Origin of the sequence: Antrihabitans stalactiti (genome assembly GCF_012932915.1) — a bacterium.
Lineage (GTDB): Bacteria > Actinomycetota > Actinomycetes > Mycobacteriales > Mycobacteriaceae > Antrihabitans > Antrihabitans stalactiti.
On record NZ_VCQU01000008.1, the window covers coordinates 114123 to 141056 of the forward strand.

General features: G+C 66.3%; 1 protein-coding gene. It reads left to right on the top strand.

Annotation, left to right across the window (positions count from 1 at the left end; translation table 11 throughout):
* Positions 1-111 precede the first annotated feature (111 nt).
* A complete protein-coding gene (locus tag FGL95_RS22050; RefSeq protein ID WP_338079974.1) occupies positions 112-26934 on the top strand; it encodes a non-ribosomal peptide synthase/polyketide synthase in 26823 nt (8940 codons plus the stop codon).

Sequence of the window (26934 nt, forward strand, 5' to 3'; positions counted from 1 at the left end):
CGAATCGTCAATTGGAGGTCCGACTGCACCTTAGGTGCATTCGGAATACCGCGCTCGGGTTGTTGTGAAGCGATTCGCGCAGCCCGACCAAATGACAGGGGCTGGAGTCTCGTGGGTTCGCTGAGTCCGGATCGATTCGAAGGCAGTGACACCGATGCCGCCGGTATTCCGGAGGGTGCGTTCGCTCTATCAGCAAGTCAGCGAGCTGTCTGGTTCGCTCAGCAGCTGACGCCGGACACACCGATCGTCATTGCGCAGTACGTGGAGCTTCAGGGGGACCTGCAGATCGATCTGCTCCGCCGCGTAGCGGTGGAGGCCGGCGAGGACTTCCAATCGCCGTTCTTGCAGCTCATCGAAATCAACGGCGAGCCCTACCAGTTCATCGACCCAAGCCTGGACCGTTCGATTCCTGTTGTGGACTTCGGCTCCGAGGCAGATCCGGCCGCCGCAGCGCTGGAATGGATGAACGCAGACATCGCCAAGCCGATCACCCTCGCCGGCCATCGCTTGGTCGAGATGTACATACTGCGGCTCGCTGAGCAGCACCACTTGTGGTACAGCCGAATTCACCACGTCGCCCTCGACGGCTACGGCGCGATGACGATGGTCAACCGCATCGCCGCGCTGTACACAGCCGCGCTCGACGGCACCGACGCCGGACCGAACACCGCAGTCGACCTGCGGACCCTGTCGACGGCTGACCTCGACTACCGGTCGTCGAGCCGATTCGTCGACGACGGCAAGTACTGGGCAGAACGCACGCCGGCGCAGGGGAGCGGCTCGACACTCAGCCACACCATCGGTCGCGTCGCCGCGCGCAGCAAGCTCGAAAGTGCGCCGCTGCCGGCCGAAGTCATGGAGCGGTTGAACGAGGCCGACCAGCGCTCACGTGGGGCAGCTCCGGCAAGCCTCATCGCGGCGTTCGCGACCTACCTGTCCCGCATGACCGGGCAGGAGGACGTCCTCGTCCAGATGCCGGTGTCGGGTCGACGGACCATGCAGCTGCGCAAGTCCGGCGGCATGTTCGTCAATGTCGCGCCGCTTCGAATCAGCGTCCGCGCCGACGACACGATCGCCGACCTGGTCGGCCGCGTTCAGCTCGAGCTGATGGGCGCGCTGCGCCACCAGAGCTACAGCCTCGAAGACATTCGCCGAGACGCCGGTGGCGATTCGCGCCGGTTCGACGCGCCGATGGTCAACGTGATGTTGTTCCGCCAGGCGCTGCAGTTGGGACCGATCGTCGGTGAGTTCCACATCATCACCTCGGGTCCGGTAGAAGACCTGCTGGTCAACATCTACCAATCCGGAACGCCGGCAAAGACGTTCGTCGACTTCCGATCCAACCCCAATCGCTACGGCGACGCCGAGCTGCACGAGCACCATCGCCGGTTCGTCGAGCTCATCGACGACTTCGCGAAAGCCGATCAGCACGACCTGGTTTCGAGCGTGCACGCCGAAAGTGCACACGCCGGAGCCGAGTTGGCACGGCTGGCGCAACAGCTGGAGTTCTGGCGCACCGAGCTCGACGGTGCTCCGGCCATACTCGACCTCCCGTGCATCAGGCCGCGCCCGGCGCACGGATCGGGCCGCCTCGACAAGGTCGACGTCCAACTCCGCGCAGACGTCCACAGCAAGCTCGTCGAACTTGCCGAGGGCATCGGCTCCGATGTCTTCACGCTGATCCACGCTGCGCTCGCCGTGTTGCTGTGCCGGTTGGGCGATACCGACGACGTCGTGATCGGAACCCCGGTCGGCACCGGCGCAGACGTGAACTTCGTGTCGCTGCGCAGCCGCATCGACCTGTCGCAGTCGTTCCACGATGTCTACGCCGACGTGCACGAACGTGACGGGGCAGCGTATCGGAACGCGGAGATCCCGCTGCGCCGCTTGGTCGCCGAACTCGATCTGCCGCGGCCGGCCGACAACGAGCCGCCATTCCAGATTCTGCTCGAGCGCGAGCCAGCCGAAGAGTTCGGCACCGCGGTCGACCTGCGGGTCACCGTCTGGGAGGACCTCGGCGCCGGCACGGCAGCCGAAGGCATCTACACGCGGGTGGCCTTCGCCACGGACCTGTTCGAATCCGCCACCGTCGACGGCTATGCAACCCGGTTGCGTCGCCTACTCGAGGCCGTCGCTGCCGATCCGACGATGCCGGTCGGTGACGTCGACATCCTCGACACCACCGAGCACGTCGCGTTGGTCCCGCGCCTGGGCCGCCTCGGTGCAGTCCCGCAGACGCTGCCGGAGATCCTGACAGCCGCAGCGGCGGACCCCAAGCGGACCGCACTCGTCTTCGGCGACCGTGAGCTCACCTACGGTGAACTCGATGCACGCTCCAACCAGTTGGCCCGCCTGCTCATCGGGCGTGGCGTTGGTCCGGAATCGGTTGTCGCCCTGGCATTGCCGCGGTCCATCGAATCCGTCCTCGCGGTGTGGGCAGTCGCCAAAACCGGTGCGGCGTTCGTGCCGGTGGACCCGAAGTACCCGGCCGATCGCATCGAGCACATGCTCACCGATTCGGGCGCCGTGCTCGGCATCACGACGACCGAGTTCGCGGGCGTCCTCCTCGACACCGTCGACTGGCTGGTCGTCGACGATGAAAAGACCACGCGCAAGATGGCTACGAGCTTCACTGCTCCGATCGCCGATGCCGAGCGCACCGCTTCGTTGCGGATCGAGCACCCGGCCTACGTCATCTACACCTCGGGGTCGACGGGCGTGCCGAAGGGCGTCGTCGTCAGCCACTCCGGCCTTGCGAACCTCGCCCAAGAAGAGCGGGACCGCTACGGCGTGACGTCGGAGTCGCGGACGCTGCACTTCTCGTCGCCGAGCTTCGATGCATCGATTCTCGAACTGATGCTCGCCGTCGGTGCAGGCGCGACGATGGTGATCGCACCTACCACCGTCTTCGGTGGTGCCGAACTCGCGAATCTGCTTGCCACACAGCACGTCACTCACGCGTTCGTCACGCCGGCCGCATTGGCGTCGGTCGACCCGGCGGGCCTCGACGAACTCGAATGCGTCGTGACCGGTGGCGAGGCGTGCTCACCCGAACTGGTGCAGACCTGGGCGCCGGGCCGGACGATGTTCAACGCGTACGGACCGACGGAGACCACCGTCGTCGCAGCTCTCAGTAGCGCATTGCAGCCCGGCGCGGGTGCGCCGATCGGTGTGCCGCCGATGGGCTACGGCGCGATCGTCCTGGACCGTCGCCTCCAGCCGGTGCCCGCGGGCGTGCCCGGTGAGCTGTACGTCACCGGGGAAGGTCTGGCACGCGGGTACCGAAACCGCGCCGGACTGTCCGCACAACGCTTCATCGCCAGCGCATTCGGGCCTGCAGGCACTCGCATGTACCGCACCGGCGACGTCGTCCGCTGGAACGAGTCCGGCGAGCTGGAGTACCTCGGCCGGTCCGATCAGCAGGTCAAGATCCGTGGCTTCCGAATCGAATTGGGCGAAATCGACGCCACCCTGTTGGCGCATCCCGATGTCGCGTTCGCGATCACGTTCGGGCACACGCGGGAATCGGGCGAGACCGTTCTCGTCTCCTACGCGCGGTCGACGAATGCCGGCCTCACCACGCAGGACCTGATCGACCACGCGGCGAAGAGCCTTCCCGCGCACATGGTTCCGGCCGCGCTGGTGCTCCTCGACGAGATCCCACTGACCGGTGCTGGCAAGCTCGATCGAAAGGCTTTGCCTGCACCGAATTTCGATCGGCGGACCAGCGGTTACCAGGCTCCGGTGACGGCAGCCGAGATCGCGATCGCCGAAGTTTTCGCAGCTGTTCTGAACGCCGACCAGGTCGGTGTCGACGACAGCTTCTTCGATTTGGGTGGCAACTCACTTGTAGCCACTCGCGTCACCGCGCGCGTCAATGCCGCGCTCGGTGCCGAAATCGGTGTACTCGACTTGTTCGAGGCACCGACCGTGCGGACGCTCGCGGCCCGGGTCACAAGCCGTGGACCGCGAGCGTCAGCCCGGCCTCAGCTAGTGCCCCGCCAGCGCCCGACCGCTGTGCCGATTTCCCTTGCGCAGCAGCGGCTGTGGTTTATCAACCAGCTGGAATCCGAGTCCGCGGCCTACAACATTCCGGTCGCTGTTCGCCTGCGCGGTGAGCTCGATCTCGCTGCATTGACGGATGCGGTCCGCGATGTCGTCGAACGCCACGAGAGCCTTCGCACCGTGTTCCCGGATTCCGACCACGGACCACTGCAAGTCGTTCTCCCGGTCGGCGACGCGCTCCCCGATCTGACACCGATCGACATCGACGAGAGCGAACTCGATGCGCGATTGGCGGAGATCGCCCGATCCGGATTCGCCGTCACGACCGAGTCGCCGCTGAAAACTGCGCTGCTGCGCATCGATTCGAGCGAGCACGTGCTTGCGCTCGTCGTCCATCACATTGCAGCCGACGGCTACTCGATGGTGCCGCTCGCTCGCGACGTGATGAGTGCGTACGCCGCACGCGCCACGGGCCAGGCCCCGTCCTGGGCTCCACTCACTGTGCAATATGCGGACTACGCAATGTGGCAGCGCGATCTCCTCGGATCGGCCACCGACGACTCGAGTCTGCTCAGCCAGCAGGTCTCCTATTGGCAATCCGCACTTGCCGGATTGCCCGAATTGCTCGAGCTCCCGACGGACCGTCCGCGCCCGGCGCGCCAGACGATGCGCGGCGGCGTCGAAACCTTCTCGATCGACGCGGACTTGCACCGCAAGCTCGTCGATGTCGCGGCTCGACACGACGCGAGCCTCTTCATGGTTCTGCATGCGGCGCTGGCCGCGATGCTGTCGCGACTGAGCGGCGCACAGGACATCGCCATCGGCACGCCGGTCGCCGGTCGCGGTGACGCAGCGCTCGACGACATGGTTGGCATGTTCGTGAATACCGTTGTGCTGCGGACGAAGACCGCGCCGACGACGCCGTTCGCCCAGCTGGTCGCCGACGCCCGCGCTACGGACCTCGCCGCATTCGGCAACGCCGAGGTGCCGTTCGACCGGTTGGTCGAGGCACTCGCAGTGCCACGCTCGGCGTCGTTCAGCCCGCTCTTCCAGGTGCTACTCGTTCTGCGAAACTTCGCGCAGGCAACGCTGCAGCTGCCTGGCCTTCAGGTCGATGTGAGCCCGCTGTCCAGCGGTGCGGCGAAGTTCGACCTGGAGCTCGGTATCTCGGAGACAATCGACGGCGGACTGGCAGCCGAGTTCACCTACGCCGCCGAACTTTTCGACCCCGCCACCGTCGCAAGCTTCGCGACGCGGTTCGTTCGGTTGCTCGACGAGATCGCGGACGACACCACCGTCGCGATCGGCGACATCGACCTGCTCGGCGACGACGAGCGGACTGTCGTTCTCGATCGGTGGAATTCGACCGAACATGCCGTGCCGGACTGCACACTCGTCGATCTGTTCGACGCGCAGGTCGCCAAGACGCCGGACGCCGTGGCGCTGGTGTTCGACGGTCAGGAACTGACCTACGCCGAGTTCGACGCTCGCGCGAATCAGCTGGCCCGGCATCTGATGTCGATCGGAGTCGGACCCGAGCAGTTCGTCGGCCTTGCGATGCGGCGCTCCTTCGACCTGCTCGTCGGCATGTACGCGATCGTGAAGGCCGGCGGCGCCTATGTGCCGATCGACCCGGACCATCCGGCAGCGCGCAATGCCTACGTGCTCGACAGCGCCCGACCGGTCTGTGTGCTCACGACGACACGCGACCGCGAAGCGCTGGATACCAGCGTTCCCGTCCTCGAAATCGACGCACTCGACCTGTCCGGCAACGATTCCGCGCCGGTCACGGGTGTCGCACTTCGACCGTCGAACACGGCCTACGTCATCTACACCTCGGGTTCGACCGGCCGTCCGAAGGGTGTCGCTGTCACCCACAGCGGCATCGTGAACCGCCTGCTGTGGATGCAGGGGCAGTACAACATCGACGGTTCCGACGTCGTATTGCAGAAGACGCCAGCCACATTCGACGTCTCCGTCTGGGAGTTCTTCTGGCCCTTGCAGACCGGTGCGCGGCTCGTCATCGCCGCACCCGACGGACACCGCGACCCGGTGTACCTGTCACAGCTCATTGCCGACCAGCAGGTCACGGTGCTGCACTTCGTGCCGTCCATGCTCTCGGCCTTCACCGCGGGTGCCGTTGCCCAGCAATGTGATTCGTTGCGATTGGTGTTCTGCAGCGGCGAGGCATTGCCGCCCGCCACCGCAGCCGCACTGCGCGAGATCAGTGGCGCTGCACTGCACAACCTGTACGGACCGACCGAGGCGTCCGTCGACGTCACCTACTGGGAATGCACAGCCGCCGACCACACGGTCGTGCCGATCGGCGCTCCGGTGTGGAACACCCAGCTCTACGTGCTCGACGAACGCCTGCGCCCGGTCCCCGTTGGAGTAGCGGGGGAGTTGTACCTCGCGGGCACCCAGCTTGCCCGGGGGTACGTTGGCCGCGCGGCCCTGACCGCCGACCGCTTCGTCGCCAGCCCGTTCGCCCCCGAAGCTCGCATGTACCGCACCGGTGACCTGGTGCGCTGGATGGCATCTGGAAATCTCGAATACATCGGTCGAACCGACTTCCAGGTGAAGGTCCGCGGTCTGCGGATCGAGCTGCCCGAGATCGAACTCGCCCTTCTCGCCGAGCCGACGGTCGCGCAGTCCGTCGTTGTTGTCCACAACGACCCGGCGACCGGTCCGGCGCTCGTTGGCTACGTTGTGCCGCAGGTGAATGCCACCGTTGACACCGCGGCACTGAAGGCCGCCGTGGCAACCACACTGCCCGCCTACATGGTTCCGGCGCAGCTGATCGTGCTCGACGCCTTCCCGCTGAACGCCAGTGGAAAGCTCGATCGCAAGGCGCTTCCGGCACCGGTATTCGAAGCGACCGCAACCGAATTCGTCGCTGCGCAGTCCGGCGCCGAAGAGGTCCTCGTCGCGATCTTCGCTGACCTGCTCGGCACCGACCGCGTCGGCATCCACGACGACTTCTTCGCCCTCGGCGGAAACTCGCTGGTGGCAACACGACTCGCGGCACGCGCCGCCGCCGCACTCGGCGCACAGGTCAGCGTTCGCGACGTCTTCGACGCACCGACCGTCGCAGGCCTCGCTGGCCGCATCTCGTCGGCAACGGCATCGGGTCGCCCGGTGCTTCGCGCGACCACCCGGCCCAATCCAGTGCCGGTGTCGTTCGCCCAGCGGCGCATGTGGTTCATCAACCAGTACGACACGTCGTCGGCGGCATACAACGTCGCGATCGCGGTTCGCCTCGGCGGCAACCTCGACCACACCGCACTCGAAGCCGCGATTTCCGACGTCCTCGAGCGGCACGAGTCGCTTCGCACGAAGTTTCCAATGGTGGGCAACGAGCCCACGCAACAGGTTGTGCCCACTCACGAGGTGTTGCGCAATTTGTCGTCGAATCCCGTGGCCGACGCCGATCTCCACAACACGATCGCTCGCGTCGCAGCCACGGGATTCGACGTGGCTTCCGAGGTCCCGACCCGGCTGGTACTGCTCGAAGCCGGCCCGACCGAGCACGTACTCGTCGTTGTCGTGCATCACATTTCGGCCGACGGCTTCTCGATGGGACCCCTGGTCCGCGATGTGATGGTCGCCTACAGCAGCCGGGTCGCGCAGCTGGAACCGCAGTGGGCGCCACTGGAAGTCCAGTACGCGGACTTCGCAGCATGGCAGCGTGAACTGCTCGGCTCCGAAAACGATCCCGAGTCACTGGCGTCGAAGCAGCTCGACTTCTGGCGGGGTGCCCTCGCGGGTGCGCCGGACCTGCTGCAGTTGCCGCTGGACCGCCCGCGGCCCACTCGCCGCGATGCGCGCGGGTCGAAGGTCACCTTCGAGATCGACGCCGAATTGCACCGCAAGGTAGTGCATTTGGCGCGCGCACACAGTTCCAGCGTGTTCATGACGATGCATGCCGCGCTGGCGGTCCTGCTCGGCCGACTCGGTGACACCGACGACGTGCTGATCGGTACCCCGATCGCCGGTCGTGGCGATCGCGCGGTCGACGACCTGGTCGGCATGTTCGTCAACACCCTCGTCCTGCGCACCGAGGTCATGGGCGCAGCGTCGTTCGCAGACCTTCTCGCACAGGTTCGCGAGACGGACCTGCGGGCGTATGCGCACGCGGACGTCCCGTTCGAGCGGCTCGTCGAGCTGCTGAATCCGGAACGGTCCACGGCCTATTCACCACTCTTCCAGGTGATGCTCGAGTTCCAGGACATCGCCCGGCCGAGCTTGGAACTGCCAGGCCTGACGGCGACGCCGTTCGACCTCGAGTCGGGGATCGCGAACTTCGACCTGCAACTCACCCTCGGCGAAGACTTCGACGAGACCGGCGCACCCGCCGGTGTCAGCGCAAGCTTCACCTACGCGACCGACATCTTCGACGCCACGACGGTCGAGACCTTCGCAGCACGATTCGTACGGATTCTCGACGCAGTCAGCAACGATGCCCGGCACGCAGTCGGTGACATCGATATCCTCGATCAGCGCGAGAGTGCCTCGCTCACACCGGTTCTCGGTGACCTCGACACGACACCGCTGACGCTGCCCGAATTGCTGGCGCGCGCAGTGGCCGTCGATCCCGAGTCGATGGCGCTGTCCTTCGAGGGCCGCGCAGTGTCCTACCGCGAACTCGACGAGCGGTCCAACCAACTTGCACGCATCCTGATCGGCCGCGGTGTCGGACCGGAAATGTTTGTCTCGGTCGCGATGTCGCGCTCGATCGAGTCCGTCGTCTCGGTCTGGGCAATCGCCAAGGCGGGTGCCGCCTTCCTGCCCGTGGATCCGAGTTACCCCGCCGACCGAATCGAATACATGCTCAGCGATTCGGGCGCCGCACTCGGACTTACCGTTTCGGAGAAGCTCGGCCGCCTGCCAGAGACCACGCCGTGGTTGGTCGTCGACGTTGCGACACCCGACGCCTCGTCGGCTCCGATCGATGCCGACGAACTGCGCGCACCGCTGCGCCTCGGCGATCCGGCCTACTTGATCTACACCTCGGGTTCGACCGGCAAGCCGAAGGGCGTTGTCGTCACCCACTACGGCCTGGCGAACTTCGCCGCCGAAATGGCCGAACGGTTCGATGTCACACCGGATTCGCGGACGCTGCACTTCTCGTCGCCTAGTTTCGACGCGTCGGTTCTCGAACTGCTGATGGCATTCGGCGCGGGTGCCGGCATGGTGATCGCGCCGCCGACGATCTTCGGCGGCGACGAACTCGCGCGGTTGCTTGCGGACGAAAACGTCACCCACGCCTTCATCACGCCCGCCGCGCTCGCGTCGGTCGATCCGGCTGCTCTGGGTCAGGTCCGTTGCGTCGCAACGGGTGGCGACGCCTGCTCACCCGAACTGGTCGCGCAATGGGCCCCGGGTCGGCGGATGTTCAACGCCTACGGTCCGACCGAAGCGACAGTTGTCGCGAGCATGAGCGATGCGATGGTTCCCGGTGTGCCGGTGACGATCGGTCGCCCGACGCGCGGTGTCGGTTCGCTGGTCCTCGACGGCCGGATGCATCCGGTTCCGGTCGGCGTCGCTGGCGAGTTGTACATCACGGGTACCGGATTGGCACGCGGCTATCATCGCCGTCCCGCAGTCACCGGCTCGCGCTTCGTCGCGAACCCGTTCGGCAACGCGGGCGAACGCATGTACCGCACCGGTGACGTTGTCCGTTGGAACGCCGAAGGCGAGCTGGAGTACCTGGGCCGCAGCGACTTCCAGGTGAAGGTCCGTGGTTTCCGGATCGAGCTCGGCGAGATCGAGTCCGCGCTCATGCAATTCGACGGCATCGAACGCGCCGTCGTCGCCGCACGCAAGGACGGCGCGACCGCAGAGCGGCTCGTCGGCTACGTCGTACCCGGCGAAGGCGAACACCTCGACACGAGCGCGGTCTTGCGTTTCGTGGGCACGCTCCTCGCACCACACATGGTGCCGTCGGCACTCGTCGTCCTCGACGAACTTCCGCTTACTCCAGCCGGCAAGCTCGACCGGAAGGCGTTGCCTGCACCGGACTTCCAGGTGCTGGCCGGAACCGGCCGCAAGCCGGTCACCGAAACCGAGATCGTGCTCGCGAAGCTGTTCGCCGAGGTACTCGGACTGGATTCGCAAACCGAGGTCGGCGTCGACGATTCATTCTTCGGCCTCGGCGGCGACAGCATCATGTCGATCCAGCTGGTGTCGCGGGCGAAGATCGCAGGCCTGTTCCTCACGCCGCGGGATGTGTTCGAGCGCAAGACGGTCGGCGGATTGGCCGAGGTAGCGACGCCGATCGCTGCCGACGCCGCAGTCGTCCTCGCAGAGCTGCCGGGCGGCGGGGTCGGCGAGGTCCCGCTGACGCCGGTCGTCACATGGATGCTCGAGCGCACGGAACACTACGGTCGATTTGCGCAGGCAGCGGCTCTGACGCTGCCCGCCGAGGTCGACGAAGCGGGGTTGACCGCAGCAGTGCAGGCAGTCCTGGATCGCCACGACATGCTCCGCGCGACGCTCACGTCAAGCGCGTTCGAGGTCGGCGCTGTCGGTTCGGTCCGTGCGGCCGACACGATTCGGACCGTTGCGGTCGACGCCGAGCCGGGCACCCCCGAATTCGCTTCGCTAGCAACGCAACAGCTCGACGCAGCGCACGACCGCCTCGATCCGCACAGCGGCGTGATGGTCGCGCTCGTCTGGCTGCGGGCACCGTCCGGTGCCTCGCGTCTGCTGATGGTCGTGCACCACATGGTCATCGACGGCGTGTCGTGGCGCGTCATCGTGCCAGACCTCGCAATCGCCTGGGCACAGCACAATGCAGGCGGGGAGCCGCATCTCGCACCCGTGGGCACGTCGATGCGCCGGTGGTCGCACAGCTTGGTCGAGGCCGCCGCAGAGCGTCGCGGTGAACTCGATTTCTGGACCGGCACACTCGCAGGTACGGACCCGCTCATCGGTTCCCGCGCACTGGATTCCAGCGTCGACGTCGCCGCAACGACCGCGAAGGTCAGTGTCGAGCTGAGCCCCGAGGTCACCGACATCCTGCTCACCACGGTGCCAGAGGTGTTCCACGGCAGCGTGAACGACGGACTGCTGGCGGCACTCGGTCTCGCCCTTGCCAAATGGCGTGGTGGGTCGTCTGCATTGGTCAACCTCGAAGGGCACGGTCGCGAAGATCATGTCGTTCCCGGTGCGGACCTCAGCCGCACAGTCGGCTGGTTCACGTCGATCCATCCAGTTCGGTTGAACCTCAGCGGTGTCGACATCGCCGACGCCTTTGCCGGTGGCCCGGCTGCCGGCTCGGCCGTCAAGGCCGTCAAGGAACAGCTGCTTGCGGTGCCCGACCACGGCGTCGGCTTCGGCATGCTTCGCTACCTCGACGCCGAAACCCGCAGTGCACTCAGCGAACTCGCGACGCCACAGGTCAGCTTCAACTACCTCGGTCGGTATGCGAACGCAGAGACCGACGGAGCGTGGCTGCCAGACGACTCGATCGATCTGCACGTCGCAGGCGACGCCGACATGCCGGTGGCGAACGTCCTCGACATCAACGCTGTGACCACAGAGACCGCAGCAGGTGCACAGCTCACGGCAACCTGGACCTACCCGACCGGCGTGCTGTCGGCCGAGCAGGTCGACGCCGTCGCAGCATTGTGGTGCGAGGCGCTCACCGCAATTGCAGAGCACGCCACCGCATCCGGAGCAGGCGGCCACACGCCGTCCGACTTCGCGCTCGTACCCGTCGGACAGGTCGGCATCGATCGCCTGGAGGCGACGTACCCCGCGCTCAGCGATCTGTGGCCGCTGTCGCCGCTGCAGTCCGGTCTGCTGTTCCACGCGCTGCTCGCGACGGAATCCATCGACTCCTACACGGTTCAACTGACGATCGAACTCGGCGGCATCGTCGATCCGGAACGCTTCCGCCGCGCCGGTCAGAAGTTGCTGGACCGGCACGCCAATCTGCGGACCGCGTTCGTCGCCGACGTCGACCCGGCCGATCCCACCAGCCCGGCCGTGCAGGTCGTACACGAGCAGGTCACGCTGCCGTGGACCTCGCTGGACTTCAGCACCGTCGATCCCTCCGGCGTTGTCGCCGCGGTGGACGAGGCCTGCGCGCAAGACCGCGAGAACCGCTTCGACATGGCCGTCGCGCCGCTGCTGCGCTTGATGCTCATCAAGACCGCACCGGGTCGCTACCGCCTGATGCTGACCAACCATCACATCCTGCTCGACGGCTGGTCGACGCCGCTGATCCTGCGCGAGCTGATCACGTTGTACGCCACCGACAGTGACGAATCGGTGCTGCCGCGGGTGCGTCCGTACCGCGACTACCTGTCGTGGCTCGGTGACCGCTCGGTCGAGCAGTCGAAGGGTGTGTGGGCCGCCGCTCTCGCCGGTGTCGAGGAGCCGACGCTGCTCGTACCCGTCGAGCGCGGACATACCTACGCAGCCTTCTCGTCAGACGTCGAGTTGTCGCTCACCGAGCTCGAAACGGCCGCCTTGCGCGACCTCGCTCGCAACCGTGGCGTCACCCTCAACACCGTCGTTCAGACGGTCTGGGGAATTGTCCTCGGTGCGTTGACGTCTCGTGACGACGTTGTCTTCGGTACGACGGTTTCGGGTCGCCCGCCGCAGATTTCGGGCATCGAATCGATGATCGGCCTGTTCATCAACACGCTGCCCGCTCGCGTGACACTGGACTACCGCCAGAGCCTCGGCGAGTTGCTCGACACGGTGCAGGCAACACAGGCGTCGTTGCTCGATCACCACTACCTGGCGCTGCCGGATATCCAGCGCGCCACCGGACCGGCGGTTGCATTCGACACGCTCACCGTGTTCGAGTCCTACCCCGTCGATCGCGCCGGACTGTCCGAGCACGTCGACATCGCAGGCATGAACGTGCTCGACGTACACGGCGGCAGCGCAACGCATTACCCGCTGACGGTCGTTGCTGCTGTCGACACGCAGCTGCACGTCACGCTGCAGTACCAGACCGACCTGCTGGACCGCCCGACCGTCGAGGGCATCGGCACCCGCATTCACCGGGTGATCGACGCGATGATCACCGATATCGACCAGTCGATCGCGTCGCTGCAATTGCTCACCAGCGCCGAGCGACGCAGGTTGGCACCGGTCCGCGGCCGTCGCGGTCGCACCAATCGCAGCCTGCCGCGCCTGCTGTCGAACGCGGCAGCCATCGATCCCGAAGGTATTGCGCTCTCCTACCTCGACCGTGAGGTGACCTACCGCGAACTCGACCGTCGGTCCAACCGCATGGCCCGTACGCTCATCGACCACGGCGCAGGCCCGGAAACGACCGTCGCGCTGGGTATCTCCCGCTCGATCGAATCGGTCCTCGCGGTGTGGGCGGTTGCCAAGACCGGCGCGGCGTTCGTCCCGGTCGACCCCAACTACCCGGCTGACCGGATCGAGCACATGCTCACCGATTCCGGTGCCACGCTCGGACTTACGGTCGGCGCGAGCATCGACACGTTCGTGAACGACACGCTCACGCCGGGAGTCGAGTGGCTCGTCATCGACGATGCCGAATTCGAGGAGCGCTACACGGCCAGGTCCGGCCGGGCGGTCCGCGATTCGGATCGGCTGTGCCAGATCGACATTCACAATCCGGCGTACGTCATCTACACCTCGGGCTCGACGGGTCTGCCGAAGGGCGTCGTCGTCACCCACGCCGGACTGGACAACTTCGCGTCCGATCAGCGCATCCGCTTCCGTGCCGATCGCTCGTCGCGCACCCTGCATTTCTCCTCGCCCAGCTTCGATGCATCGGTCCTCGAACTGATGCTGGCAGTGGGCACCGGCGCAACCATGGTCATCGCACCGCCGACCATCTACGGCGGCGAGGAACTCACCGAATTGCTTGCCACACAACGTGTGACGCACGCATTCATCACTCCTGCCGCGCTGGCGTCGGTCGATCCGTCCGGTCTCACCGATCTCGAATGCGTCATCACCGGTGGCGAGGCCTGCCCGCCCGAACTGGTCGCGCAGTGGGCCGACGGACGGTCGATGTTCAACGCATACGGACCGACGGAGACGACGGTCGTCGCGGCGATCAGCGGCGAGCTGGCCCCGGGCACCGCGGTCACGATCGGCGCACCGCCGCTGGGCTACGGCAACGTCGTCCTCGATCGGCGGCTGCAGCCGGTGCCGGTCGGCGTCGCGGGCGAGCTTTACGTGACTGGTCCGGGCTTGGCGCGCGGCTATCGCAATCGCGCGTCGCTCAGTGGCGAGCGCTTCGTTGCAAGTCCTTTCGGGGCAGCAGGGTCTCGGATGTACCGGACCGGTGACGTCGTGCGGTGGAAGCCCACCGGCAAGGTGCGCGGACCGGCACTCGAACTCGAGTACCTGGGTCGCAGCGACCACCAGGTGAAGATCCGCGGCTTCCGCATCGAATTGGGCGAGATCGACGCCACGCTGAAGTCGCATTCGGCGGTGCAGTTCGCGACGACGATCGGCCGTCCCGGCCCGACGGGGGAGACGGTCCTGGTCTCCTACGTTCGCGCCACCGACGCCGACGCACGCGATCTGATCGCACACGTCGCCGAGTTCTTGCCGTCGCACATGGTGCCGACCGCCGTCGTGCTGCTGGACGTCGTGCCGCTGACACCCGCAGGCAAATTGGATCGAAAGGCATTGCCGGCGCCTGAGTTCGGTCGTGCGGCAGCGCAGTACACCGCACCGCAGGGCGCCGTCGAGCGTGCCATCGCCGAGGTTTTCGCAGCAGTGCTCGGCACCGAGCGAGTCGGCGCCGACGACAACTTCTTCGAGCTGGGCGGAAACTCGCTCAGCGCGACGCGTGTCGTCGCTCGCATCAACGCGGCCCTCGACACCGAGGTTGGCGTCCGCGCCATCTTCGAAGCCCCGACCGTGCGAGGAATCGCCGCACTTGTCCCGCAAGCGAATACGGGCTCGCGGCAACGGTTGGCAGCGGTCGAGCGTCCGGACCGGCTGCCGGTCTCGTTCGCCCAGCAGCGCATGTGGTTCCTGAATCAGTTCGACACCTCGTCGCCTGCCTACAACATCCCGCTCGCGATTCGCCTCACCGGCGCACTGGATCTCGGTGCGCTGCAGGCGGCCATCGCGGACGTCGTCGAGCGGCACGAGAGCCTGCGGACCTACTTCCCGACCGTGGGCACAGGTCCGATCCAGCAGATCGTGCCTGCGGCAGAGGTTGTTCCGGACCTCGCGCCGATCGTCGTCGCCGACGAGACCGACCTGCGTGCACAACTCGAAACCCACCTCACCGGCGGTTTCGATGTGACGCAGCAGGTTCCGGTCCGTGCCGCCCTCTACCAGGTCAGCCCTGAAGAGCACGTCTTCGCGATGGTGGTTCACCACATCTGCGCCGACGGTTTCTCGATGGCACCGCTGGCACGCGACGTCATGACCGCGTACGTTTCGCGGTCGCAGGATTGCGCACCCGGTTGGGCGCCGTTGGCCGTGCAGTACGCCGATTTCGCGATCTGGCAGCGCGAAATGATGGGCTCCGAAAACGATCCCGAATCGCGGATCAGCGGCGAGATCGCTTCCTGGAAGTCGGCACTGGCGGGTCTGCCAGAGCTGATCGATCTGCCGACCGACCGGCCGCGCTCACCTCGCCGGTCGTTCGTCGGCGACGTCGTCACGTTCGACATTTCCGAGCAGCTGCACACCGCACTGACCGGACTTGCCCGCGAACATCATTCGACCCAGTTCATGGTCGCGCACGCCGCCTTGTCGATCCTGTTGGCACGACTGTCCGGCACCGAGGACATCGCCGTCGGCACCCCGGTCGCAGGCCGCGGCGAGGCCGCACTCGACGACTTGGTCGGCATGTTCGTCAACACCCTCGTCTTGCGGACGAACGTGGCAGCGGATCGCTCGTTCGCCGAGCTCCTCGACGCGACCCGCGAAGCCGACGTGAGTGCGTTCGGCCGCGCGGACCTGCCGTTCGAGCGGCTCGTCGACGTACTCGATGTCGAGTCGAATACGGCGTACTCGCCGCTGTTCCAGGTTCTGCTCGAATTCCAGAACAACGAGCAGGCCCACCTCGAGCTGCCGGGATTGACAGTGGACGCAGTCGATTTCGAACTCGGAGTGTCGAAATTCGATCTCCAGCTGACCTTGTCGGAGCGCTACGACTCCGCTGGTCAGCCCGCCGGAATGGACGCCGCATTCACCTTCGCGACGGACCTCTTCGATTCGGCAACGGTCCGTGGCTTCGCCGACCGGTTCCTCCGGGTGCTCGGCGCGATCACAGTGGACCCGACCGCTCCGGTCGGCGACATCGAGATCACCGACGCTGCCGAGCGTCAGGCGATGCTCACCGAATGGAACGCCCCGAGCGTCGACGTCGAATCTGCGCATTTGGCCGAACTGTTCACGCGCGCCGTGGCCAAGGATCCCATGGCCATCGCCGTTGTGTCGGAGAACATTTCGCTGACCTACGCCGAACTCGAAGCCCGCACGAACCGGCTGGCGCGCAGACTCATCGAACTCGGCGTCGGACCCGACACCTTGGTCGCCGTCGCCCTGCCGCGTTCCAACGACTTGATCGTCGCGCTGCTGGCGGTCATCAAGGCCGGCGGTGGTTACCTGCCCATCGACGTCATGTACCCGCACGACCGGCTCGCCTTCATGCTCGCGGACGCAAAGCCGGTCTGCCTCATCTCGGCAACAGCGGAGCTCGCCTCGCTCACCGTCGGCGATCTGCCGACCGTGCTCCTGGACTCGCCGAATTACCGCGCCGAGGTGGAGACCCGTTCGCCCGCACGGATTACCGACCGAGACCGGATCTCGCCGCTGCGCGCAGATTCCGTCGCCTACGTCATCTACACCTCGGGATCGACCGGTCGCCCCAAGGGCGTCATGGTCGAGCACCGCAACGTCGTAACGCTGTTCGCCAACACGGCAGCACAATTCGCGTTCGACGAGACCGATGTCTGGACGATGTTCCACTCCTACGCCTTCGACTTCTCCGTCTGGGAGTTGTGGGGACCGCTGCTGCACGGCGGCAAGCTCGTCGTCGTCGACTACTACACGGCCCGCTCGCCGGAAGCGTTCCTGGAACTGCTCGTTCGCGAACGCGTCACGGTCCTGAACCAGACGCCGACGGCGTTCTACCAGCTGGCCGAGGCCGACCGCGCCGCCGGCAATTCCGACCTGGCGTTGCGCTACATCGTCTTCGGCGGCGAGGCACTCGACCTCGGTCAGCTCGCCCGCTGGTACGACCGCCACGATGAGAACAGCCCGACGCTGGTCAACATGTACGGCATCACCGAGACCACGGTGCACGTCAGCCACCTGGCGTTGACCAAGGAATTCGCCGCTGCGGCCGCAGCCAGCGTCATCGGTCGGGCGATCCCGGGCTTGCGGGTCTCGGTCCTCGATCAGCGCCTCCACCCGGTTCCGATCGGGGTCAAGGGCGAAATGTACGTCTCGGGCGCGCAATTGACCCGCGGCTACCTCGGTCGGCATGCGCTGTCGGCCAGTCGCTTCGTCGCAGACCCCACCGGCGCACCGGGCGAGCGGATGTACCGCACCGGTGACGTCGCCCGCTGGAACTCCGACGGCCGATTGGAATACCTGGGCCGCAGCGACTTCCAGGTCAAGATTCGTGGCTTCCGCATCGAACTCGGCGAGATCGAGTCGGCGCTGCTGCGTTGCCCCGGTGTCGCACAGTCGATCGCGATCGTCCGCAAGGACGGCGGCAACTCCGACCGCATCGTCGGCTACGTGGTGCCCGAAGACGGTGTCGCGCTCGAAGGTTCGACGGTCCTCGAATTCGCAGGCCGCGAGCTCACGTCGTACATGGTGCCTTCGGCACTGGTCGTTCTGCCCGAGCTGCCGCTCACCGAAAACGGCAAGTTGGACCGAAAGGCCCTGCCCGCACCGGACTTCGAATACATGGTCGGTTCGGGCCGTGCACCGGCGAGCGATCCGGAACAGTTGCTCGCGCAACTGTTCGTCGAGGTACTCGGCTTGGACCCGCACACCCAGGTAGGCGTGGAGGATTCGTTCTTCGGCCTCGGTGGCGACAGCATCATGTCGATCCAGCTGGTCTCGCGGGCAAAGGCAGCCGGACTGCACCTGACGCCGCGCGACGTGTTCGAGCGCAAGACGGTCGGCGGACTCGCCGAAGTTGCCGTCCCCACCGATACCAGTGGTCTCTCCGTGCTCCAGGAACTCGATGGCGGCGGCACCGGCGAATTGCCGCTCACGCCGATCATGGACTGGCTCTTGGCACGTGGTGAAAACTTCACGCGCCATTCCCAGTCCGCAGCGCTGATGCTCCCGCACGGGATCACCGACACCGTTCTGGCACAGACCATCCAAGCGGTCCTCGATCACCACGACATGCTGCGATCGCGGCTCGACCGTGACGCGTCGTCGATGACGGTCGTGCCCGCGGGTGCGATCCACGCTGCCGATCTGATTCGCAAGGTCGAGGTCGACGCCGTCGAAGGCGCCAAGTTCTTCGAGATTGCCTCGGTCGAACTGGACGACGCAGCCGGCCGGCTCGATCCCGAGCACGGCGTTATGGTGCAGTTCGTGTGGCTGGTCGCACCGACTGGCGACGCGCGACTGCTCGTCGTCGCTCACCACGCCGTCATCGACGGTGTGTCGTGGCGGATTCTGGTGCCGGACTTCGCAATTGCCTGGTCGCAGATCGTGGCAGGCGGCAAACCTGAGCTCGCTCCGGTTGGGACGTCGATGCGTCGCTGGGCGCATGGTCTCGTCGACGCAGCCCAGGCACGCAGCGGAGAACTCGAACTCTGGCGCTCCATCGTCAGCGCACCCGATCAGCTGATCGGTTCGCGGGCACTGGATTCCACGATCGATATCGGCGCGACGTTGGCCAAGGTCGACGTCGAGCTGAGTGCCGACGTGACGGCCACGTTGTTGACCGCGGTGCCGGAGGTGTTCCACGGCAGCGTGAACGACGGTCTGCTCGCCGCGCTGGCAATGGCGCTGACCAAGTGGCGCGGCAATCGGGATCGCAGCGCGCTGCTGAGCCTGGAAGGCCACGGCCGCGAGGACCACATCGTCCCGGGCGCCGACCTTGCCCGCACGATCGGCTGGTTCACCACGATTCACCCAGTCCGCCTCGACCTCGCCGGTGTCGACATCGAGGACGCCTTCGCCGGCGGCATCGCCGTCGGTACCGCGGTGAAAGCCGTGAAGGAGCAGTTGCTCTCGATCCCCGACAACGGAATCGGCTACGGACTGCTGCGCTACCTGAACGCCGATACGGCTGATGAACTGGCGCAACTGCGGGCACCGCAGGTCAGCTTCAATTACCTCGGCCGATTTGCCGGCTCGGGCGGCCCGAACGCGGAGTGGCTGCCGATCGACACGTCAGCGGCCGCAGGCGGATTCGGTGACGCGGAGAACTCCGACATGCCGGTCGCGACAGCACTCGACATCAACGCTGTCACCCGGACGACGAGCGACGGACCGCGCCTGAGCGCCTCCTTCGCCTACCCGGCCGGTGTGCTCACCGCCTCCGAAGTTGCCGAGTTGGCCGAGCTGTGGACCCGCGCGCTGACGTCGATCGCGGGCTATGCCAACAGCTCCGGCTCCGGCGGCTTCACACCGTCGGACTTCCCGCTCGTGCATGTCGGCCAGGCCGGCATCGAACGCCTCGAAGCGGCGTACCCAGAGCTGACCGACATTTGGCCGCTCTCGCCGCTGCAGTCCGGGCTGTTGTTCCATGCGATTCTCTCCGACGAGACCGTCGACGCCTACATGGTGCAGCTGACCCTCGAACTCGGGGGAGAGGTCGACGCGGAGCGGATGCGCCGCGCCGGCCAGAGCCTCCTCGATCGGCACGCGAACCTACGGACTGCGTTCATCGCCGACTCCGACGGTGAATCGGTCCAGATCGTCCACGACCGCGTCGAATTGCCCTTCGACGTCGTGGATTTCAGTGACCTCGCCGCAGCCGACCGGGACGATGCAATCGAGCAGTTCGTCGCGGCCGACCGCGCAACCCGCTTCGACATGACCGCGGCACCGCTGCTCCGCATGGCGTTGATCAAGACCGCTGCAGACCGTTACCGGTTCATGCTGACCAACCACCACATCCTGCTCGACGGCTGGTCGACACCGTTGCTGGTGCGAGAGCTGTTGACGCTGTACGCAACCGATGGCGACGCTGCGGTGCTACCGCGCGTGCGGTCCTACCGCGACTACCTGGCGTGGCTGACCGAGCGGTCGGCGCAGGAATCACTCGGTGCCTGGCGCGACGCGCTTCTCGGCGTCGACGAGCCCACCCTGCTCGCACCGCTCGACCCGAGCCGCACCCATGACGACGTCAGTCGCGAGCACACGATCTCGATCGGCGAAACCGCAACGACCGCGCTGCGTGACATCGCTCGTGGCCGCGGCATCACGTTGAACACGATCGTCCAGTCCGCCTGGGGAATCGTGCTCGGCGCGTTGACCTCTCGCAACGACGTCGTCTTCGGCGCCACGGTCTCCGGCCGCCCGCCGCAGGTCCCGGGTATCGAAGCGATGATCGGCCTGTTCATCAACACCGTGCCGGTGCGAGTGACGCTGCAAGCAGCCGAGACGCTCGGCAGTTTGCTCGATCGCGTCCAGTCCGAGCAGGCCGCATTGCTCGACCACCACTACGTGAGCCTGCCCGCCATCCAGCAGGCCGCCGGAGCAGGCGTCGGCTTCGACACCCTCACGGTGTTCGAGTCGTACCCGGTCGATCGCGCCGGGATGTCCGAGGAGACCGACATCGCGGGCATGAAGGTCCGCGACATCTACGGCACGGACTCCGCGCACTACCCGCTCACCGTGGTCGCTTCCGCCGACAACCGCCTGCACGTGAAGCTGAAGTACCAGGAGTCGGTGCTGGATTCGGTGACCGTCGGCGAAATCGGTGCGCGAATCACCCGCGTTCTCGACGCCATCGCGGCCGATACCGAGCAGCAGTTGGCACGCGTCGGGATGCTGTCGAACACCGAGCTCGCCACGCTGGCACCGGTGCGCGGTGGCGAGGGCGGTTCGGTCCGGACGCTGCCGGAGATCTTCACCGACGCGGCAGCGATTTCGGCTCGTGCGATCGCGTTGTCCTTCGAGGGTCGGCGCGTGTCCTACCGCGAACTCGACGAGCGTTCCAACCGCCTCGCCCGCGTCTTGATCGACAACGGTGCCGGCCCGGAGACGTTCGTCGCGCTCGGGATGTCTCGCTCGATCGATTCGATGATCTCGACCTGGGCAATCGCCAAGACCGGCGCGGCATTCGTGCCGATCGACCCGCGCTACCCCGCGGACCGTATCCAGCACATGCTGAGCGATTCCGGTGTGGCACTGGGTATCTGTGTCAGCGACAGCCGTGACCGGCTCGGCGACACCGTGCCGTGGCTGCTGCTGGACGATCCGGCGTTCGTTGCCACGTGCTCGGCGAAATCCGGTAAGGCAGTGACCGATTCCGATCGACTGGGTCACATCGAACTGAGCAGCGCGGCTTACGTGGTCTACACGTCGGGTTCGACGGGACTGCCGAAGGGCGTCGTCGTCACCCACACCGGTCTGGACAACTTCGCCGCCGACATCACGTCGCGCTTCGAGGCGACGACGTACTCGCGCACTCTGCATTTCTGCACGCCCAGCTTCGACGGCGCGATCTTCGAGTACCTGCTGACCTTCGGTGCAGGCGCAACGATGGTCATCGCACCCCCGACCGTCTACGGTGGCGCCGAACTGGCGGAACTCATTGCGACAGAACGGGTCACGCACGCGTTCGTTGCCACTGCGGCACTTGCGACGCTGGAACCCGCCGAACTCGACACTCTGCAAAACGTCGTCGTCGGCGGTGAGGCCTGCCCGAGCGAACTGGTCGCACGATGGGCACCCGGTCGCTCGATGAGCAACGGTTACGGACCCACCGAGACGACCGTCATGTCCAACATCAGCGCCCCGCTCGTCGTCGGTGAGCCAATCACCATCGGTGGACCGGTCAGGGGAGTTGCGGCCGTCGTGCTCGACTCCGCGATGCGGCCCGTGCCGGTTGGCGCAGCCGGCGAGTTGTACATCGCCGGACCAGGTTTGGCGCGCGGCTACCACAACCGTGGCGCGCTCACCGCTGGACGCTTCGTCGCCAATCCATACGGCGAGCCCGGCGAACGCATGTACCGCACAGGTGACGTCGTGCGCTGGGCCAGGACGGTCGAGGGCGGGTTCACGGTCGAGTACATCGGTCGCAGCGACTTCCAGGTGAAGGTCCGCGGCTTCCGCATCGAACTCGGCGAGATCGACACCGCGCTCATGACGCACCCGGCGGTCGGCTTCGCAGTGACCATGGGCCGTCCCGGACCGTCCGGCGACACGGTCCTCGTGTCCTACGTCCACGCAACCAGCGGCTACTCGATCGACACCGACGTGCTCACCGCGGAACTTGCGGCACACTTGCCGTCACACATGGTGCCTGCCGCGATCGTGGCGTTGGACGAGATTCCGTTGACACCGGTCGGCAAGCTCGACCGCTCGGCTCTGCCTGCTCCCGAATTCACCGGCAGCACTTCTGGATACAGCGCGCCGCGCACCACGACCGAACAGGTGATCGCGCAAGTCTTCGCCGCCGTGCTCGGTATCGATCGCGTCGGACGCACCGACAGCTTCTTCGAACTGGGCGGCAACTCGCTCAGCGCGACTCGGGTGATCGGGCGGATCAACGCAGCACTCGGCATCGACCTGGCTGTTCGGGCCGTGTTCGAAGGCCCGACCGTGCAGGACCTCGCCGCGGCAGCCGAGAACGCCAACGGCGGCAGTGCCCGCCCGGCGTTGCGTGTTGCCGAGCGGCCGGAACACATTCCGGTGTCCTTCGCTCAGCAGCGCATGTGGTTCATCAACCAGTTCGACACGATGTCGCCCGCCTACAACATTCCGCTCGCGATCCGGCTGACCGGAACTCTCGACGTCGATGCACTCGCCGCGGCGGTTCGCGACGTCATCGAGCGCCACGAATCGCTTCGCACGCGTTTCCCTGTCGTCGACGGCAACCCGACTCAACGGGTTCTCACTGCGGCACAGGTTGTTCCGGAGCTCGCGCCGATCACGGTATCGGGCCCCGAGCAGTTGCAGACCGCCATCGTGGACCTCGCGACGACCGGTTTCAACGTCGCCGAGCGCGTTCCGGTCCGGGCACAGCTGTACCGGATCGCCGACGACGAGCACGTGTTCGCCCTTGTGGTGCACCACATCTGCGCCGACGGATTCTCGATGGGACCGCTCGCGGTCGACGTCATGACCGCCTACACGGCGCGGACCGAGGGCAACGAGCCCGGCTGGGCGCCGCTCGCAGTCCAGTACGCGGACTACACCATTTGGCAGCACGAGACACTCGGACGCACGGACGACCCGGAAAGCCTTGCGTCGCTTCAGCTCGAGTACTGGCGCGCACAGCTGGCCGGTGTCCCCGAGGTGCTGGAGTTGCCTGCCGATCACCAGCGGCCTGCTCAGCAGTCCTTCGTCGGTGGCCGGGTCAAGTTCGAGATCGATGCCGACCTGCACGCCAAGGTGATTTCGCTGTCGCGCGAACACAATTCGACCGTGTTCATGACGGTCCACGCGGCGCTGGCTGTGTTGCTCGGTCGCCTCGGCAGCACCGACGACGTCTCGGTCGGTACGCCGATCTCGGGTCGCGGCGATGCCGCGCTCGACAACCTGGTCGGCATGTTCGTGAACACGCTGGTGTTGCGGAGCCGAGTCGGCGACGGTGTCGCCTTCGCCGACCTGCTCGAGCACGTCCGCGGTGTCGACCTGAGCGCCTTCGGCCACGCCGATCTGCCGTTCGAGCGCCTCGTCGAGGTGCTCAACCCCGCACGCTCGGGTGCGTACTCACCGCTCTTCCAGGTGGTGCTCGCGTTCCAGAACAACGAGATGCCACGGGTGGAGCTGCCCGGACTGACGGTCGAGGGGGTCGGGTTCGACAACCCGGTCGCCAAGTACGACCTGCAGTTCAACATCTCGGAAGAGTTCACCGAGACCGGTGCCCCGGCAGGGTTCGGCGCGGCGATCGACTACGCGGTGGACCTGTTCGAGGCCGAAACGGTCCAGGGCTTCGCGGATCGCTTCATCCGGATTCTCGAAGCGGTCACGGCCGACCCGCAGGTGGTCGTCGGCGATATCGAATTGCTCGACGCCGCAGAGCTTTCCGTTCTCGCACCGGCCCGCGGTAATCCGGCCGTCGAGCTTGCGACGTTCCCGCAGCTGCTTGCCGATTCGGTTTCGATCGACCCGGACGCCATCGCGCTCGTCTACGGCGATATCGAGATGACCTACCAGGAGCTCGACGCGCGGTCCAACCGGCTCGCGAGAGTCCTCGCCGCGCGCGGTATCGGTCCGGAATCGTTCGTCGCACTGGCGATGTCGCGGTGCATCGAGTCGGTCGTCGCGGAGTGGGCGGTCTCGAAGGCCGGCGCCGCGTTCCTGCCGGTCGATCCGACCTACCCGTCGGACCGGATCGAGCACATGCTCAGCGACTCCGGCGCAATGCTGGGCCTGACACTGGGAACGCACGTGCCGGCGCTGCCCGGGCTCGTGCCGTGGCTGGCGCTCGACGATGCCGACGTCGAGGCCCAGGTGGCGTCGGCTTCGGCAGCGGCCGTCACGGACGACGACCGCACAGCCGCGCTGAAGATCTCGCACCCGGCGTACCTGATCTACACGTCGGGCTCCACTGGAAAGCCCAAGGGCGTCATCGTGACCCATCGCGGGCTGTCGAACCTGTTGGCCGAGGAGCTCGACCACTTCGGGGCGACAGCGGAATCCCGGGTCGCCCACCTGGCGTCGCCGAGCTTCGATGCCTCGTTGTTCGAATTGACGATCGCGTTCTCAGCCGGCGCCGCAGCAGTGATCGTGCCGCCGACCGTCTTCGGCGGCAAAGCGTTGGCCGATCTGCTTCGCGACCAACGAGTCACGCACTGCTTCATCACACCGACGGCGCTCGCTTCGATGGACGAGACGCAACTTCAGGATCTGCGAGTGCTCATCGTCGGTGGCGAAGCAGCGTCGGCCGAGCTGGTCGCGCGGTTCGCGCCAGGGCGGCGGATGTACGACGGCTACGGACCGACCGAGACGACCATTCAGGCGAGCGTCAGTGCCGAAATGGTGCCCGGCGAGGTCGTCAACATCGGTCGACCTGCTCGTGGCTTCGCCGACGTCGTTCTCGACACCCGGTTGCGCCCGGTGCCGGTCGGCGTGGCGGGGGAGCTGTACATCAGCGGTCCAGGCTTGGCCCGTGGCTACCACAACCGCGCCGGACTGACTGCGCAGCGCTTCGTCGCCAACCCCTACGGCGAGCCGGGCGAGCTGATGTACCGCACCGGTGACGTCGTCCGGTGGCGCAAGGACGGCAACCTCGAGTACATCGGTCGCAGCGACTTCCAGGTGAAGGTCCGTGGCTTCCGCATCGAACTCGGCGAAATCGACACGGCGCTGGCGAGCCATCCCCGTGTTGCCTTCGCGACGACGATCGGCCAGACCGGACCTTCCGGTGACACCGTGCTCGTCTCCTATGTGGTGACGACGTCGGGTGTGCCGCCGATCGAGATTCCGGAGCTGAAATCGCACGTTGCCGGTCAGCTGCCGTCGCACATGGTGCCTGCGGCGATCGTCATTCTCGACGAGATCCCGCTGACACCGGTCGGCAAGCTCGACCGGAGGGCCTTGCCGGTACCGACGTTCGAGTCGAAGGCCCATGAGCTGCTGGCGCCGGCCACGCCGATGGAGGAGACGGTCGTCGAGGTGTTCGCCGCCGTTCTGCACATCGAACGGGTCAGCACCGACGACAGCTTCTTCGATCTCGGTGGCAACTCGCTGGTCGCCACCCGGGTGATCAGCGAACTGCAGAGCCGGGTCGGTGCAGAGATTCCGCTGCAGCTGCTCTTCCTCGATCCGACACCGGCCGGGATCGCCCGCCGCGTGACCGAACTGCTCGAGTCGGGTCCCGCATCGGTCGCCTCCGCTGCCGTCGACGAGGCGTTGGGTGTGCTGGTCCCGCTGCGGGCAACCGGTTCGAAGGCGCCGCTGTTCTGCGTCCACCCCGGAATCGGATTGTCGTGGGGCTACTCGGGTCTGACCCAGCACCTCGACGCCGATCGTCCGGTGTACGGCTTGCAGTTGCCCATGATCGGTGGCGGCAAGGACTTCGGCTCCATCGAACAACTGGCTGCCACCTACGTCGACCACATCATGACGGTCCAGCCGCACGGACCGTACAACGTGATGGGCTGGTCCCTCGGTGGCGTCATCGCGCACGCCATGGCCGTCGAGCTTCGTCGCAGGGGCGAGGACGTCGCCACCTTGGCGGTGCTGGACAGCTACGTCACGCCGGACAGCGGTCCGGCTCCGACGTTGAGTGTCGCGGAGTTGCTCCGCGGGCTCGGTGCGCACGTCGACGAGTCCGAGGGCGAGCCGACCTACGAACGAGCGGTCGAACTGTTCAACGCGTCGCTGGGCCAGGTCACCGGCATCACGCCTGCGCACCTGCAACGAATCAGCGCCGGGTTCACGTCGTCGGCCGCCATGATGGCCGACTTCCGCCCGACCGCATTCGACGGCGGCATGTTGTTCTTCTCGGCGAATCACCCGGAGAGCCCGAAGCACAATGGAACCGGCCACGATCAGTCCGCTGGCCGGCACGCAAACGGCCGAACGAGTCCCGCGAGCGCCGGTGCGCACAGCAACGGCGGCGGCGGACGGCACTCGCGGACCTCCGCCCATGTCGAGCCGGTTGTGCATTCGGTGGACGAGTGGGTTCCGTTCGTGACAAAGGGGATTCACGAGTTCGCGGTCGGCTGCGAGCACAACCAGATGATCGACCCGAGCTCGCTCGCGGTGATCGGGCCGATTCTCGAGGATTACCTCGCGCATCCGGCGAAAGCGTCCTCAGGGGGACTAGAGCGTCAATCAAGACGGCCAATAAATCACTGA